Annotated in this window: 9 protein-coding genes; 6 read left to right on the top strand and 3 right to left on the bottom strand. The window is 68.2% G+C overall.

All coding sequences use genetic code 11. The annotated features are described in order from the left end of the window. The first annotated feature begins 45 nt into the window (after positions 1 to 45). The 3 genes from MAAFP003_RS05705 to nei2 are packed head-to-tail and all read left to right on the top strand — an operon-like array spanning position 46 to position 6,075. Entirely contained in the window at positions 46 to 717 is a 672-nt protein-coding gene (locus MAAFP003_RS05705) for a TetR/AcrR family transcriptional regulator (RefSeq protein ID WP_096285177.1), read from the top strand. A gap of 36 nt (positions 718 to 753) precedes the next feature. Next, complete coding sequence (locus MAAFP003_RS05700) at positions 754 to 5,313, top strand: ATP-dependent helicase (protein WP_096285175.1); 4,560 nt, start codon at positions 754 to 756, stop codon at positions 5,311 to 5,313. A 6-nt stretch (positions 5,314 to 5,319) separates the two neighbouring features. Then, positions 5,320 to 6,075, top strand: a complete 756-nt coding sequence (gene nei2, locus MAAFP003_RS05695) for an endonuclease VIII Nei2 (protein ID WP_096285173.1) — start codon at positions 5,320 to 5,322, stop codon at positions 6,073 to 6,075. Positions 6,076 to 6,157: 82 nt separating this feature from the next. On the opposite strand, the gene MAAFP003_RS05690 is transcribed toward nei2, so the two are convergent. Next, positions 6,158 to 7,075 carry an extracellular catalytic domain type 1 short-chain-length polyhydroxyalkanoate depolymerase gene (locus tag MAAFP003_RS05690; protein WP_096285171.1) on the bottom strand — a complete coding sequence of 306 codons (918 nt, stop codon included), beginning with the start codon at positions 7,073 to 7,075 and terminating at the stop codon, positions 6,158 to 6,160. Between the two features lie 143 nt (positions 7,076 to 7,218). Between MAAFP003_RS05690 and MAAFP003_RS05685 the strand changes: the two genes are divergently transcribed. Next, a complete protein-coding gene (locus MAAFP003_RS05685) occupies positions 7,219 to 7,602 on the top strand; it encodes a DUF732 domain-containing protein (protein WP_243393785.1) in 384 nt (127 codons plus the stop codon). A 302-nt stretch (positions 7,603 to 7,904) separates the two neighbouring features. On the opposite strand, the gene MAAFP003_RS05680 is transcribed toward MAAFP003_RS05685, so the two are convergent. Both MAAFP003_RS05680 and phoU read right to left on the bottom strand, forming a co-directional pair. Further along, positions 7,905 to 10,808 carry an arylsulfatase gene (locus tag MAAFP003_RS05680; protein ID WP_096285167.1) on the bottom strand — a complete coding sequence of 968 codons (2,904 nt, stop codon included), beginning with the start codon at positions 10,806 to 10,808 and terminating at the stop codon, positions 7,905 to 7,907. 23 nt (positions 10,809 to 10,831) lie between these two features. Next, positions 10,832 to 11,497: a phosphate signaling complex protein PhoU gene (gene phoU / locus MAAFP003_RS05675; protein WP_096285165.1), complete on the bottom strand. Its 666-nt coding sequence runs from the start codon at positions 11,495 to 11,497 to the stop codon at positions 10,832 to 10,834. A gap of 138 nt (positions 11,498 to 11,635) precedes the next feature. On the opposite strand from phoU, the gene MAAFP003_RS05670 reads away from it, so the two are divergent. After that, entirely contained in the window at positions 11,636 to 16,033 is a 4,398-nt protein-coding gene (locus tag MAAFP003_RS05670) for a cation-translocating P-type ATPase (RefSeq protein WP_096285163.1), read from the top strand. Beyond that, entirely contained in the window at positions 16,020 to 16,649 is a 630-nt protein-coding gene (locus MAAFP003_RS05665; RefSeq protein ID WP_096285161.1) for a DUF5994 family protein, read from the top strand. Before MAAFP003_RS05670 ends, MAAFP003_RS05665 begins: the two co-directional genes overlap by 14 nt.

Genomic DNA, 16,649 nt, shown 5'->3' with positions numbered 1-16,649 from the left:
CGCAAGCTGAATTGTCTGCCGGTCTTCGTGGGTACTATCTGACACATGCCAACGGCTAGGAGGCGGTTGTCCCCTGAGGACCGACGCGCCGAACTGCTTGCGTTAGGGGCGGAAGTCTTCGGGAAGCGGCCTTACGACGAGGTCCGCATCGACGAGATCGCCGAGCGGGCCGGCGTCTCGCGGGCGCTGATGTACCACTACTTCCCCGACAAGCGAGCGTTCTTCGCCGCGGTGGTCAAGGACGAGGCCGACCGGCTCTACGAGGCGACGAACAAAGAGCCGATGACCGGGCTGACGATGTTCGAAGAGGCGCGGATGGGCGTGCTGGCCTACATGGCCTACCACGAACAGAACCCGGAGGCCGCCTGGGCCGCTTACGTCGGCCTGGGCCGGTCCGACCCGGTTCTCCTCGGCGTCGAGGACGACGCCAAGAACCGCCAGCTGGAGCACATCATGACCCGTATCCATGAGGTCGTGGCCGCGGTTCCGGGAGCGAAGCTGGCACCCGACGTCGAGCGGGACCTGCGGGTGATCCTCAACGGCTGGATCGCGTTCACGTTCGAGCTGTGCCGTCAGCGCATCATGGACCCGACCACCAGTGCCGAGCGCCTGGCCGACTCGTGCGCGCACACGCTGCTCGACGCGATCACCCGGGTTCCCGAGATCCCCGAGGAACTCGCCCACGCGATGGCGACCGCCCGCCATCAACCGCAGTAGCACGTTTCTGTCGGTGGGTGTTGGCACCATGGCCAGGTGAGCACCGAAGCACTCGAGAAGTTCAGCGAGATAACCCGCGAGTGGTTCAGTAGCACCTTCCCCGCCCCGACCACCGCGCAGGCGGCGGCGTGGGAAGCCATTGCCGACGGCAACAACACGCTGGTCATAGCGCCGACCGGATCCGGTAAGACGCTGGCGGCGTTCCTGTGGGCCCTGGACTCCTTGGCCCGCACCACCGTCGCGGACGAACATCGGAGCGGCACCCGCGTCCTCTATGTCTCCCCGCTCAAGGCGCTGGCGGTCGACGTGGAGCGCAACCTGCGCACGCCGCTGGCCGGGCTGAGGCGAATCGCCGAACGCCACGACCTGCCCGCCCCCGACATCAGTGTCGGGGTCCGCTCGGGTGACACCCCGCCGGCCCAGCGCCGCCAGCTGATCAACTCCCCGCCCGACGTGCTGATCACCACCCCCGAGTCGCTGTTTCTGATGCTGACCTCGGCCGCGCGCGACACGCTGGCCGGCGTGCAGACGGTGATCATCGACGAGGTGCATGCGATCGCCGCGGGCAAGCGCGGCGCACACCTGGCGGTGTCGCTGGAGCGGCTCGAGGACTTGTCCCGGGACCTGCGGGACGGGCGGCCCGCGCAGCGCATCGGACTCTCGGCGACGGTGCGCCCGCCCGAGGAGCTCGCGCGGTTCCTGTCCGGTACCGCCCCGACCACGATCGTGGCTCCGCCGTCGGCCAAATCCTTTCAGCTCACCGTGCAGGTGCCGGTGCCCGACATGGCCAATCTGGCCGAAAACACCATCTGGCCCGACGTCGAGGCCCGCCTGGTCGACCTGATCGAAGCGCACAGCTCGACCATCGTATTCGCCAACTCACGACGGCTGGCCGAACGACTTACCGCACGGCTCAACGAGATTCACGCCGAGCGCAGCGGTGTCGAACTGTCGGACCCGGACAATCAAAGGGGCAACCGCAAGGTGCCCGGCGGGGCTCCGGCCCACATCATGGGCAGCGGCCAGACCTTCGGCGCCGATCCGTTGCTGGCTCGCGCGCACCACGGTTCGGTCAGCAAGGAACAGCGCGCGCTGGTCGAAGAGGATCTCAAACGCGGGCTGCTCAAGGCGGTGGTCGCCACGTCGAGCCTGGAGCTGGGTATCGACATGGGAGCCGTCGATCTGGTGATCCAGGTGGAGGCGCCGCCGTCGGTGGCCAGCGGCTTGCAGCGCATCGGGCGGGCGGGCCATCAGGTCGGTGAGGTGTCCCGAGGTGTGCTGTTCCCCAAGCACCGCACCGATCTGATCAGTTGCGCGGTCAGCGTGCAGCGGATGCTGGCCGGGCAGATCGAGAGCATGCGGGTGCCGGCCAATCCGCTCGACATCCTGGCTCAGCAGACGGTGGCCGCCGCCGCGCTCGAGCCGCTGAACGCCGACCGGTGGTTCGACACGGTACGACGCAGCGCCCCGTTCTCGACCCTGCCGCGCAGCGTGTTCGAGGCCACCCTGGACCTGTTGAGCGGCAAGTACCCGTCCACCGAATTCGCCGAACTGCGACCGCGACTGGTGTACGACCGCGACACCGGCACGCTGACCGCCCGGCCCGGTGCGCAGCGGCTGGCCGTCACGTCCGGCGGCGCGATCCCCGATCGCGGGATGTTCACCGTCTACCTGGCCAGTGAAGCCGAAAAGCCCTCGCGGGTAGGTGAACTCGACGAGGAGATGGTCTACGAGTCGCGGCCCGGTGATGTGATCTCGCTGGGGGCGACCAGCTGGCGGATCACCGAGATCACCCACGATCGGGTGTTGGTAATTCCGGCGCCCGGCCTGCCGGCCCGGCTGCCGTTCTGGCACGGCGACGGCGTGGGCCGCCCCGCCGAGCTCGGCGCGGCGCTGGGTGCGTTCACCGGCGAACTTGCCAGCCTTAGCCGCGAAGAATTCGGAACACGTTGCGCTGCATTGGGTTTCAACGAATACGCGACCGACAACCTGTGGGTCTTGCTCGACGACCAGCGGACCGCCACTTCGACGGTGCCCACCGACACCACCCTGCTGGTCGAAAGATTCCGCGACGAGCTCGGCGACTGGCGGGTGATCCTGCACTCGCCGTACGGGCTGCGCGTGCATGGCCCGCTCGCGCTGGCGGTGGGCCGGCGGCTGGCCGAGCGCTACGGCATCGACGAGAAGCCGACCGCCTCCGACGACGGCATCGTCGTGCACCTGCCCGACACCGGGCTGTCCAGCCAAGAGGGCGCCCCGCTGGGCGCAGAGCTTTTCGTCTTCGACGCCGATGAAATAGACCCGATCGTCACCGCCGGAGTGGGCGGCTCGGCACTGTTCGCGTCCCGCTTCCGGGAATGCGCGGCGCGTGCGCTGCTGCTGCCGCGGCGCCACCCCGGCCGCCGCTCGCCGCTGTGGCACCAGCGTCAGCGCGCCGCGCAATTGCTGGACGTGGCCCGCAAATATCCCGACTTCCCGATCGTGCTGGAGACCGTCCGGGAATGCCTGCAGGACGTGTACGACGTCCCGGCGCTGGTCGATTTGATGACAGGCATCGCCAACCGCCGGGTGCGGGTGCTCGAGGCCGAAACACCCAAGCCGTCACCGTTCGCCGCGTCGCTGCTGTTCGGCTACGTCGGCGCGTTCATGTATGAAGGCGATTCCCCGCTCGCCGAGCGCCGCGCCGCGGCCCTGTCACTGGACAGCACGCTGCTGGCCGAGCTGCTCGGACGCGTCGAGTTGCGCGAGCTGCTCGACGCGGACGTCATCGCCGCGACCGGCCGCCAGTTGCAGCATCTGACCGCCGAGCGGGCCGCCCGCGACGCCGAGGCGGTCGCCGACCTGCTGCGGTTGCTGGGCCCGCTGACCGAAGACGAGGCCGCCGCGCGATCCGAGGCCGCCGACGTGGGCGGCTGGCTGGAAGGCCTGCGCGCCGCCCGGCGTGCGCTGACGGTGTCGTTCGCCGGCCGCAGCTGGTGGGTGGCCATCGAGGACATCGGCCGCCTGCGCGACGCGGTCGGCGTGGCCGTCCCGCTGGGCGTCCCGGCAACCTTCACCGAGCAGGTGGCAGACCCACTCGGCGAGCTGCTGGGCCGCTACGCGCGCACCCGCACCCCATTCACCACGGCCGAGGCCGCCGCCCGCTTCGGGCTGGGGCTGCGAGTGACGGCCGACGTGCTGAACCGGCTGGCCAGTGATGGCCGGCTGGTGCGCGGCGACTTCGTCGCTTCCGGCGGTGTCGGTGGAGTCGGCGGCGAACAATGGTGTGACGCAGACGTTTTGCGCATACTGCGGCGGCGTTCGCTGGCGGCGCTGCGCGCTCAGGTCGAGCCGGTCAGCACCGCCGCCTACGGACGCTTCCTGCCCGCCTGGCATCACCTGGGGGCCGCCAGCGGCCTGGACGGGCTGATGTCTGTGATAGATCAGCTGGCCGGGGTGCGGATCCCGGCGTCGGCCCTCGAGCCGCTGGTGCTGGCACCGCGAGTGACCGGCTACTCGCCGGCGATGCTCGACGAGCTGCTGGCGGCCGGCGAGGTCACCTGGTCGGGTGCCGGGTCGATCTCGGGCAGCGACGGCTGGATTGCTTTGCACGCCAGCGATTCGGCGCCGCTGAGCCTGACGACACCCGACGAGATCGACTTCACCGACGCCCATCGCGCGATCCTGGAAACCCTGGCCGGCGGCGGCGCCTACTTCTTCCGGCAGCTCGCTCAGGACGGCATCTCCGAATCCGCGCTCAAAGATGCGCTGTGGGAACTGATCTGGGCGGGCTGGATCACCGGCGACACCTTCGCACCGGTGCGCGCGCTGCTGACGGGCACCGGGGCCCGCAAACGCTCGGCTCCCGCCCACCGGACCCGCCGGGCGCCGCGGCTGAGCCGGTACAGCGTCGCGAATCCGAACGCCAGGACCACCGATCCCACCGTGGCCGGGCGCTGGTCGGCGCTGCCGACCCCGGAGCCCGATTCCACCCTGCGCGCCCACTATCAAGCCGAATTGCTGCTCAACCGGCATGGCGTGCTGACCAGGGGCGCGGTGGTGTCGGAAAATGTACCGGGGGGATTCGCCACCTTGTACAAGGTTCTGAGCACCTTCGAAGAAGCGGGCCGGTGTCAGCGGGGATACTTCGTGGAGTCGCTGGGCGGCGCCCAATTCGCCGTCGCCTCGACCGTCGACCGGCTGCGCAGTTACCTCGACGGGATCGATCCGGAACGACCCGAATACCGGGCGGTCGTGCTGGCCGCCGCCGACCCCGCCAACCCGTACGGGGCCGCATTGCCCTGGCCCGCAACCGACGGGCCACGCCCGGGCCGCAAGGCCGGCGCGCTCGTCGTGCTGGTCGACGGCGAGTTGGCCTGGTTCCTCGAGCGCGGCGGGCGAACATTGCTGACGTTCACCGACGATCCCGGCGCCCACCACGCGGCGGCCCAGGGGCTGGCCGACCTGGTCACCGCCCGGCGCGTCGAGTCGATCCTGGTCGAACGCATCGACGGGGTGCCGGCCCTGCAGCCGCTGCCCGGCGGGCCGAGTCCCGTCACCGAGGCACTGTCGGAAGCGGGCTTCGCGCGCACCCCGCGCGGAATGCGGCTGCGGTGATGACCGATGCCCGAGGGTGACACCGTCTGGCACACCGCGGCCATGCTGCGCGAGCACCTGGCCGGGCAAACGCTGACCCGCTGCGACGTCCGGGTGCCGCAATTCGCCACCGTCGACCTGACCGGCACCGTGGTCGACGAGGTGCTCAGCCGCGGCAAGCACCTGTTCATCCGGGCCGGGCGGGCCAGCATCCACTCACACCTGAAAATGGACGGCAGCTGGCGAGTCGGAAACCGCCCGGTGCGGATAGACCATCGCGCACGTATCATCTTGGAAGCCAACGGTATTCGTGCTGTCGGCATCGATCTTGGCGTGCTCGAGGTTCTCGACCGCGATCGCGACGGCGAAGCGGTCGCCCATTTGGGGCCCGATCTGTTGGGCCCGGACTGGGATCCCGACCTGGCCGCGGCGAACTTGGCCGCAAGCCCGGACCGGCCGCTGGCCGAGGCGTTGCTCGACCAGCGGGTGATGGCCGGGGTCGGCAACGTCTACTGCAACGAATTGTGTTTCGTCAGTGGACACTTGCCCACCGCACCGGTCAGCGCGATCGCAGACCCGCGCCGTTTGGTGTCGCGAGCCCGGGACATGCTGTGGGCCAACCGCTTCCGCTGGAACCGCTGCACCACCGGCGACACCCGGGCGGGCCGGCAGCTGTGGGTCTACGGCCGCGCCGGGCAGAGCTGCCGGCGCTGCGGCACGCGCATCAACATCGATGACACTGCCGCCCGGGTGGCCTACTGGTGTCCGTCCTGTCAGCGCTGAACCCCAAACTCTGGGCGAACTTCACAAACACGTTGTTCAACCCCGCCGGGAAATCCTGCGGAACAATGCGAATCGGCGACGGCTAGTCGCGGGCATGCGCCAGGAAGAATTGCGCGATCGATTCGGATCCGTCCAACACTCGCGTGGTCGGCCCGATCACCGCCCTCGGCAAATACTGCTTGCCGCCCGGCCAGGTGTGCCCGCCGTTGTCGATTTGGTAGAAGACCACCTCGGTGGCCGCCGCGCACGCCGTCGATTCGATGCGGTGCACGACGGTGCCGTCGCCGACGTTGGGCAGAACCTGGGCCATCGGGTCACCCTGGCATCCATCGGCCGAACGCCACTTGTCCACCATGCTTTTGACCGAAATGGAGTGGCTCAACCCCCCGCGACCACGTACGTCCCCGCCGTTGAAATGCACCAGCGGATCCGCGGTCCCGTGCGCCTCCCACACCGAAACGGGCTGCGACGGATTACACGCCACGCCGACGCCCAGCGTGCCCGCCACCGGCGCGATCGCCGAAAAAACATCAGCACGATCGCAAGCCAGCCGGTTGGACATGAAGCCGCCGTTGGACATTCCGGTGACGAATACGTGTCCGGGCGCGATGTTGTAGTCGTTGCGCAGCTTGTCGGCCAGCCCCACCAGGAAGCCGACGTCGTCGACATGGCGGCGATCGGCGGGCGAAGCTCCCCGCCCGTCGGCCCAGCTCTTGTCGTAACCGTCGGGGTAAACCACCAGCAGGTTGTTGGCGTCAGCGACGGCGTCGAAGTCCGTCAGACCCTTCTGGCCCTTTCCGCTGCCGCCGCCTCCGTGCAGGCTGAGTACCAAACCGACGGGATCCCCGGGTGGCAGGTGCATTACGTAGGTGCGGTCCAGGCCGCCGGACCGAAACTTTCCGGCCAGATCGCGCGGCGTGGCCGCCGATACGTGCTGCACGCCGCAGCCGACGAGACAGACCGCCAGCAGCGCCAGCGGTAGCAATCGTCCATACGGCATGAGGGTCAAATTACCTACCGCAGTGACGGTTCGATCACCTCGGGCGGGTATTGGATAGGCCGGCACTGAAAACGGCCATGTTCAACTCCCGGCCAGAGTTACTCACATTGGCAACCATCGCGATTTGAGCCATGATGAGGAACGTGAAAATTGCCAAGCCCGGCTCCCTGAAGATGCCGTCGGGCACCCGACTCGTAGCAGCGATGGCCGTGTCGCTTGGCGTGCTCGGCGCGGGGGTGGCCCCTGCCGCCCACGCCGACGCAAACGACGACAAATTCATCCAGCTGCTGATTGCCGACGGCATCACCCACGATTCCGTCCCCGCTGCAATCGCGGCAGCGCGGAAGGTCTGTGAGTACCTCGCCCAGGGGATGACGCCCAACGAAGTCGTCATCGACGTGATGAACAGCAGCAGCCTGCCCGACTACGACGCAGGCTACTTCGTCGGCGCGGCCATTCGCGCCTACTGCCCGCAGTACAAGCCGCCGCCGGAGCCTGCACCTCCGCCGGCACCGCCGTCGACCTAACGAAACGGCCACAAACCACCACAAAACGGCGAGCCGACGCCGTTGCGCCTTCGTCTGTGCGTACACTTTAACAACAGGTGAACAGACGGAGGACTAAAAATGATCACGAAGATAATAATTGGTGGCGCGGTCGTTCTAGGTGCCACGGTTGGACTCGCCGCACCTGCTAACGCGGACGTGGTGTTCAACCAATTTTCCTGTACCTGCGGGGCACCGCCCCCATTCGCCAGCCCACTGGCCGCGGATCGCATCAACCAGGGTATTCACGACGCCTTGACCCGCGTGCTGCCTGGCGACAACGGCTAACCGGCCGCTCCCTGTCCGACAGCTTGGACAGCGGCGTGCTCGTGTAGCGCCTGCTCAGCGTTCACCGGAACCGGCATCAGGTCGAAGACGACCTCCTTGACGGTTCCGGTGAACGCGTAGGGCGCCCTATCCTCGTATTCGCGATCGACGACCAACCCGTTGTCGCGGCCGATGTCCATCCCCGCGTACGACGTGAAGGCCAGACTCACCGTCTGCGGCAGTTCGCCCTCTCCGATCAACCGGTCGCCGGCCCATAGCGTCACGCGTCCCCCCGAACCGACGACGGGCTGGGCCGATTCGAACAGCATCCGCACGGTGACATCGCCGACGGGCAGTGCCTCGGTCGATACCTGCCGATAGGTCTCGACGCCGAGGAACGAATACGTGTGGTGCAGCTTGCGCTCCTCGTCGACCCACAACGCGAACCCGCCCATGAAGTCGGCGTTGGCGACGAGCACCCCCTGCGCTCCGGCCCCGGGGATGTGCAGCCGCGCTTCGATCGCGTAGGAACGGCCGAAGATGCGCGGCACCATGCCGCGCTGAATGTTCTGCACGCCGCCGGAGAAGCTGAACCGCGTGGTGGTGGGCAGCGGCGGCAGGTCGCCGAACATCACCGCAAGTCCGCCGAGAAGCGGTAGTACCCGGTTCTTTTCAGCTTCGTGCCACCACAGTTCGATCAGCTCGGCAAGCTTGTCGGGATGCTCGCCGGCCAGGTCGTTGGCCTGAGAGAAGTCGTCGGGCAGGTAGTACAGCTCCCAGACGTCGTCGTCGGGGTCGTAGTTGCCCGGCGCGAACCGCTGCATGGTCCGCGGCGACAGATCCCATGGCGCCTTGTCCAGCCGGGCGCAGGCCCACCAGCCGTCCTTGTACAACGCGCGGCTGCCGAAGTTCTCGAAGTACTGCACGGTGTGCCGCTCTGGTGCCGCCGAGTCGTCGAAGGTGTGGATGAAGCTGGTGCCGTCCATCGGCTCCTGCTCGAACCCGTCGACACTGCTCGGTTCCGGTAAACCGATGGCCTCCAACACCGTTGGCGCAATGTCGATGCAGTGTGTGAACTGGTCGCGCACTTGGGCGTCGGGCCGGATCCGGCTCGGCCAGGCCACCACCATCGGATCGCGGGTGCCGCCGAGGTGGCTGGCCATCTGTTTGCCCCACTGATACGGGGTGTTGTTGGCGTGCGCCCAGGCGCTGGCGAAATGCGGTGCGGTGTCCTCGTCGCCCAGCGCCTCGATCCCGCCGTATTGCTCGATGAGTGCCAACTGCTGCTCGGCGGTGAGATCGAGGCCGTTGATGAACGTCATTTCGTTGAACGAACCGGTGTTGGTGCCCTCCATGCTGGCGCCGTTGTCGCCCCAGATGTAGAAGACCATCGTGTTGTCGGACTCGCCGAGACCGTCGATCGCGTCCAGCAGGCGACCGACATTCCAGTCGGCGTTCTCCGAGAACCCGGCGAACACCTCCATCTGCCGGGCATAGAGTTGGCGCTGGGTCTGCGACAGGCTGTCCCACGCCGGAAAAAGATCGGGCCGCTCGGTGAGTTCGGCGTCGGGCGGAATGATCCCGAGCTGCTTTTGCCGCTCAAAGGTCTTCTGCCGGTACACGTCCCAACCCTCGTCGAATTGACCGCGATACTTGTCGGCCCACTCGGCGAACACGTGGTGCGGCGCGTGGGTGGCGCCGGTCGCGTAGTACATCATCCACGGCTTGGTGGCGTTGGCCGCCCGCACGGTGTGCAACCACTCGACGGCCTTGTCGGTGAGATCGTCGGGGAAGTAGTACGGCTTACCACCCTGGCCCGGGGGTATGCCAAGCACGGAATTGTCCTGGCTGATGATCGGGTCGTACTGGCCCGCGGCTCCCGACGGGAAGCCCCAGAAGTGGTCGAATCCCCAGCCGAGCGGCCAGTTGTCGAACGGACCCGCAGCGCCCTGCACGTTGTCCGAAGTCAGATGCCACTTGCCGAAAGCGCTTGTTACATAACCGTTGTCGCGAAGAATCCGCGGTAGCGCGGCGCAGCTGCGCGGCTTGGCCGCCGAGTAGCCGGGGTAAGGCCCGGGAAACTCGCACACCGATCCGAAGCCGACCCGGTGGTGGTTGCGTCCGGTCAGCAACGCCGCGCGGGTCGGCGAGCACACCGCGGTAACGTGAAATCGGTTATAAACCAACCCGTTACGCGCCAACCGGGACAGTGTCGGGGTGCGGATAGCGCCGCCGAAGGTGTCCGGGCCGCCGAAGCCGGCGTCGTCGATCAGCACGATCAGCACGTTCGGCGCGCCCTCGGGTGCGGCGGCACCGGGCACGATCGTCCAGTCCCCCACCGACTCAGCCACGGTGCGGCCCACGGTGCCGCCGAAGCCGCGCTGCGGGATCGGTAACCGGGTGCGGTCCGGGTTGAACTTGCCCATCGCCTCACCGAGCGCCGCGCCGAAGCCACGCAAGGTCGAATGACCAAGCTCTGCAATAGATTTCATCGGCGAGCCGGCCAGCGCCTGCTGGACGGCCAATCGGGATTCGTCCGGAGCCAGGACGACGATCACGGCACTGTCGGCGGCCATCTGTTCGCCGATCTGGTCGGATAGCCCGCCCTTGACCTTCTGATTCAAGAAGGTGCCCGCCAGGGCGCCGGCCGCGGCGCCGACTGCCGCCGTGACCACCGACGCCGGCGAGAGCAGGCCCGCGGCCAGGCCCGCGCCCGCCCCCCACTTGGCGCCACGACGGCCGAGGCGATTGCCGCTGTCGACGAACACGCGATTGCCCTCGGCGTCCTTGCCGACCAGCACCGCGTCGCGTACCCGCAGGCTCTTGGCCTTAGCGCGGTCGGTCAGGGTGTGAAAGTCGTGGCGGGCTGCCTCGAGGCCTTGATAGCCGGCAACGATGACCAGCGTGCGTTCTTCGCTCATAACCAACTTATAGACCCCCGGCGTCAGTACGCGGAGATCTCATCCTCATTCGGCAATACTCCGCTGTTGATGAAGATGACACGACGGCCGATCTCCACGGCGTGGTCGGCGAAGCGCTCGTAGAAGCGGCCCAGCAATGCCGTTTCGACACCGGCGGAGACGCTGTGCGGCCATTCCCGATCTATCAGCACACCGAACAGCTCCCGATACAGGTCATCCATCGCGTCGTCTTGCTCGTGAAGCAGACCGGCTTGTCGCGGATCGCAGGATATCAATGCGCTTTTCGCACTGTCGCCCAACGTAATTGCCACCTTGGCCATGGCCGTGAAGTAGTCGCCGACTTCGGCGGGCAGGACGTGGTTGGGGTACTCGCGCCGGGCGATCTTCGCGATATGCACCGCCAGCGCACCCATGCGTTCCACGTCGGCGATGATTTGTATCGAGCTGAAGACCGCTCGCAATTCGCTGGCCACCGGTTGTTGCAACACCAGCAGCGCGAAGGCTTCCTTTTCAACGCGGGCCCGCAATGCCACGATCCGCTCGTGGTCGCCGATCACCTGCTCGGCGGCGACATTGTCGGCCTCGAGCAGAGCCCGGGTCGCGCGCTTCATCGCGACGCCCGCCAGGGCGCACATGTCGCCCAGCTGCGTGGTCAGGTTGGCCAGCTGTTGGTGATAGGCGGTACGCATCGGTGAAGACCTCCCTGAAAGCGAGTGGCTCGACAACGATGTTCGCCTTGTTCGGGAACCGCTCGCAAGGGACGAAAGCCCCTGAAGGGGGGCCTTACGCCTCCTCTGAATCAGCCCGGCGCCACATAGTCTGGCGAGGTGATCACGCCGCGTGGTTTACCGGGCTTTGCCTTGGTGACCGGCCCGTTGCGGGCGACGGTCGGCGGCACCCTCAGCAAAACGTTAACCCATGCCGCGCCGGATTTTTCGTCGGCGGCACGCGCGACGGCGGGCGTGCTGATCGAGGCGCTGGGCGGCCCCGCGGCACGGCGCACCAGTCGCAGCGGGCCGCGGTGCTGGATCGAGGTGCGAGGTCTCGGCGGCGAACATGCCCGCGCCATCGGCACCGACGTGCTGACCGCCGTCCGCGCGACACCCGGTGTTCACACGGCCTTCCTCAACCGTGCCCTGGCGCGGGTCGTGGTGACCCTGGACACCGAAGCCGCCGATGCGCCCTCGCTGACCGACCTGTGCCGGATCGTCGAGAACGCCGAATCGCGCGCCCGGGTTGGCGCCACTCGACAACACCCGGCCTCGCTGCCGGGCGACGATGCGCTGCTGGTGGCGCGGATGGTCGCGGCCACGGCCGCCACTGTGGGCCTTGGCCTTTCACTGACCGGCAGCCTGCTGCGCCTGCCCAGAATGCCCGACTTGGTGGCCGTGGTACCGACGCTGGCCGATCACCTGCCGCGAGCGCGTCGAGAGCTGGAACAACGCCTTGGTCCGGAGGGAACCGATGTGTTGTTCGGTTTGGTCAACGCCGTCACCGCCGCGCTGACGGTGTCGCCGACGGCGGCGGCCGCCGAGGCCGCTACCAACACGCTGCTGGCGGTGGAGGCGTGGAGTTGCCGGCTGGCGTGGTTCCGGCATGAATCCACCGTGGGCTGCCAACCGATTCCGGACGATGCGGCGTTGACGACGCGGGACCGGCCCCGCCCGCCCGACGGTCCCGCCGAACGCTACGCGAACCGCATCGGCCTGGCCGGCATCGGTGCCGGCGCGCTGGTGGGTCTGCTGTCACGGAATCTCGACACGGCCGGTGCCGCCGCGCTCAGTACCGTTCCGAAGCCGTTGCGCACCGTACGTGAGGCGTTCGCCTGTGCGATGAGCAGCGGCCTCAACGTCCACCATGACGCGCTGGTGCTGCACCCTCGCGTGCTGCGCTCACTGGATCGGATCGACGCGATCATGATCGACCCGCGGGCGCTCTACACCGACGAGCTGATGGTCAGTCGCGTTCTGGGAGTGGAGAACTCGGTACGTTCCCACGCATGGGAAGCAGTGCGTGGCGAACTCGAACGTGACGGCCTGAAGCCGGGATGGCACCAGCTGGCCGACATCCCCGGCGCCGGCGGTATCGGCGAGGCGCTGATCAGCCCGGTTCGCGATCCGTTCGCCGCGGCGGTGCTGACCGAAGCGCGCCGCTCACAGCCGCGGATATTCTCCCTGTACGACGACGGGTTACGTTCTCTGGCAAGGGGATTCGACCAGCTCTATCCCACAGACGGTTCGATCGACCACGCGGTGGCAGCGGCGGTGGCCGAACTGAAGGCCGGCGGCGCCACCGTGGCGCTGCTGACGACGGCGGAGATGCGGGCCGCGCACCGGTCCGACATCACGATCGGCGTGCTGCGCGACGGGCGGCCGCCGCCGTGGAATGCCGACGTGATCGTCGACGACCTGACCGGCGTCTGGCGGGTGCTGCACGCACTGCCCGCCGCCCGGTCCGCCACCGAGGGTGCCGTCCGGCTGTCCGCCTCGGCGTCGGCGCTCGGCGCCTTGATGTTGATTCCCGGTGTGCCCGGCCGCAGTTCAACGTCGGTCAACATCGGCATGGTCACCAGCCTGTGGCTCGGATACCGGGCCGCCGCCAAGGCGTTTCGCGATCCGTTGCCCGAGCCGGAGACCAGCCACGAATGGCACGCACTGCCCGTGACGGAAGTGCAGCGACTGTTGCCCCGCCCCACCGACCAACGCGTGGTGGAAGTACCAACGTGGTGGTCCCAGCGGCCGGCGGTTCGTGCGGTACACGATGCCACCGCGGCGTCATGGGGTCTGCTCCGCGACTTCGTCGGCGAGATGCGCGGCGACCTGGCGGACCCGATCACCCCGCTGCTGGCCACCGGGGCGCTGGCCAGCGCGCTGCTCGGCTCCCCGTTGGATGCGGTCCTGGTGGGTAGCGTCCTGTTGTCCAATGCGGCGTTGTCGGCCGAGCAGCAGCTGTACGCCGAACGCACGCTGGATCGCCTGCTAGCCGTGCAGGATCCGCCTGCGCGTCGCTACGTGGGCCGAGTGCAGGCGCAGCGCTACGAGAACGTTGCCACCAGGCGGCTGCGGCTCGGCGACGTCATCGAAGTCCGTGCCGACGAGGTGGTCCCGGCGGACGCCCGACTGCTGCACGCGGTCAATCTCGAAGTCGACGAATCCACACTGACCGGCGAATCGCTACCGGTGGCCAAGCAGACCGAGCCCACACCGGGCGCCCCGCTCGCCGAGCGCACCTGCATGATCTATGCCGGCACCACGGTCGTCGCGGGCACCGCGGTGGCCGTGGTTACCGCGGCGAGCTCGCGCTCGGAGATGCGCCGAGCGCTGGCGATGGCCCCGCGGAAATTGCAAGAGGTCGGCCTGCAGCGGCAGTTGCGCCACATCACCGGCCGGGCGTTGCCGTTCAGCGTGGCCAGCGGCGGCCTGGTGGGGCTGATCAGCCTGGTGCGCGGCACACCGTTGCGCGACGCGATGTCCAGTGCGGTCACCTTGGTCATCGCGGCCATTCCGGAGGGGTTGCCATTGGTCGCCACCCTGGCCCAGCTGTCCGCGGCCCGCCGGCTCACCAGCCGATCGGTCCTGATCCGCAATCCGCACTCGATCGAAGCGCTGGCCCGGTTGAACGTGGTCTGCTTCGACAAGACCGGGACGCTCAGCGAGAACCGGCTGAGGGTCAAATCGGTGCACCCGATGGCCGGCTACACCCCGGCGCAGGTGCTCGACGCGGCGGTGAGCACCAGCTACGCCAGACACACCCATCGTGTCGACCACGCCACCGACGACGCCATCACCCAAGCCGCCGACGACCCGCGGCTGCGAGGCGACGGGATGCCGCCACCACCGCGGCGCAGCCGCGACGCGTTCCTGCCGTTCCAGTCATCCGGCCGGCCGTTCGCCGCGGCGCTGGTGGGCACTCGACTGACCATCAAGGGATCACCCGAGGCGCTCTCGTCGGCGCTGCGGCACGACGACCAGCCGTTGGCACAGCAGGTCGACGAGATGGCGGCCAATGGTCTTCGGGTGCTGGCGGTCGCCGAGCGCGAACTCACCCCGCACCAGGCCGCGGCCGCCGCGGCCAACCCGGGCTATCTGGAGAGCGTGTGCACGTCGGGCCTCACCCCGGTCGGCCTGATCGGTTTGGCAGACACTCCGCGGCCGACGGCCCGCGCCCTGCTGCAAAGCCTGTCCGAGCGCGACATCGCGGTCCGGCTGATCACCGGTGATCATCCCTGCACCGCGCGGGTAATCGCCCAAGAGCTGGGCATCGACGTGCGCGCCGATCAGGTGATCACCGGCAGCGACTGGGAAGCGCTCTCCGCCGACCAGCGGGCGCAGACCGTCAAATCCTGTGTGGTGTTCGCGCGGATGACGCCGGAAGACAAGATCGACGTGGTCCAGACCCTCGAGCGGGCGGGCCTGGTCACGGCGATGGTCGGCGACGGCGTCAACGACGCCGCCGCGATCCGGGCGGCGAGCGTGGGCATTGGGGTGGCGGCCCGCGGCAGCGACGCGGCGCGCAGTGCGGCCGACGTGGTGCTGCTCGACGAACGGATCGAGGCGCTGCTCGATGCGCTCGACGAAGGCCGGCAGTTGTGGCAGCGGGTGCACTCGGCCGTCTCGATGCTGTTGGGCGGCAACCTCGGCGAGGCGTCCTTCGCGACGATGACCGCGCTCTTGACCGGGCGGTCGGTGCTCAACGCCCGGCAGATGCTGCTGGTCAACATGCTGACGGACGCGCTACCCGCCGCCGCGCTGGCCGTCAGCCCGCAGACGGGCAAAGCCGATGAGGACCGCGACGAGGCGGCGATGTGGCGCGCTATCGGGATTCGCGGTGCGGCCACCACGATCGGCGCCACGGTGGCCTGGACGATGGCCAGCGTGACCGGCACGCCGCGGCGCGCCGCGACCGTCGGGCTGATCGCGCTGGTGAGCACGCAACTTGCCCAGACTCTGATCGACTCGCACGCGCCGATGGTGGTGCTGACGTCGGTCGGTTCACTCGGAGTGCTGGTGGTGGTGGTCAGCACTCCGGGACTAAGCCAGCTGTTCGGCTGCACCCCGGTAGACCCGCTGGCCTGGAGTCAGGCCTTACTCGGGGCTGCGGTGGCCAGCGCGCTGCCCGCGATTGCTCCCCGCCTGCTGCGGCGGGCAGCTGAGGTAATCCGACGACAAATCTCGGGCGAAGAGTTGGCCCGACTAACTCAAGGAGTCGAAAGTGGTTGGCGATAACAGTGATTCACGATTGCAGCTCACGCCTTATCGAGCCGCCTCGGAGCATCTCGACGGAGCTTGGTGGCCGCGGTCGCAGAACCTGGTCGAGGAGTTGCCCGACCTGGTGGCGTCGGTGTCCGAACGACTGGGACGGGTCGTCATGGTGGGCTACCGCCGCAACGGCTGGGACGCAACCCCGGCCCTGGCCGAGATCGGCGGGCACACCATCGAATTGCTGGGCTTCATCAGCGACGAGCCGGCCAGTGTCATCCTGATCGGCGAAGACGGCCGCCATCTCACGCTGCACGTCATCCGTCCGGACACCGACGAAGCGGTTGCCCGAGAAGCGTTGGCGAAGGTGCAAGTACCGGCGGACGCCGACGTCACCCCGGCCGGTCGTGCAACGGTGGCGCGGTCCGTGGTCGAGGTCGCGGACAAGCTGGCCCGGCACGAGGGGCTTGATGACGATCGGCGCACCGCCCAGATCAAGGACTGGTGCCAAGAGGCCGCCCAACAATTCGTCAATGCGCCGGTGCAGACCTTCGTGCCGATCCTCGTCGAACACATCGTGCTCAACCGCATGATCGAGTCCCGGCGCAAGGCCTCCTCAGCCGCCTCGGCGAGCGGCCGATGA

It is taken from the genome of Mycobacterium ahvazicum (genome assembly GCF_900176255.2).
GTDB lineage: Bacteria > Actinomycetota > Actinomycetes > Mycobacteriales > Mycobacteriaceae > Mycobacterium > Mycobacterium ahvazicum.
This window is presented reverse-complemented; position numbering and strand designations above follow the sequence as displayed.

Coding starts and splice junctions, on each gene's coding strand:
- MAAFP003_RS05705 (WP_096285177.1), top strand. CDS start 46: ATGCCAACGGCTAGGAGGCGGTTGTCCCCTGAGGACCGACGCGCCGAA.
- MAAFP003_RS05680 (WP_096285167.1), bottom strand. CDS start 10,808: ATGAGCGAAGAACGCACGCTGGTCATCGTTGCCGGCTATCAAGGCCTC.
- nei2 (WP_096285173.1), top strand. CDS start 5,320: ATGCCCGAGGGTGACACCGTCTGGCACACCGCGGCCATGCTGCGCGAG.
- MAAFP003_RS05690 (WP_096285171.1), bottom strand. CDS start 7,075: ATGCCGTATGGACGATTGCTACCGCTGGCGCTGCTGGCGGTCTGTCTC.
- phoU (WP_096285165.1), bottom strand. CDS start 11,497: ATGCGTACCGCCTATCACCAACAGCTGGCCAACCTGACCACGCAGCTG.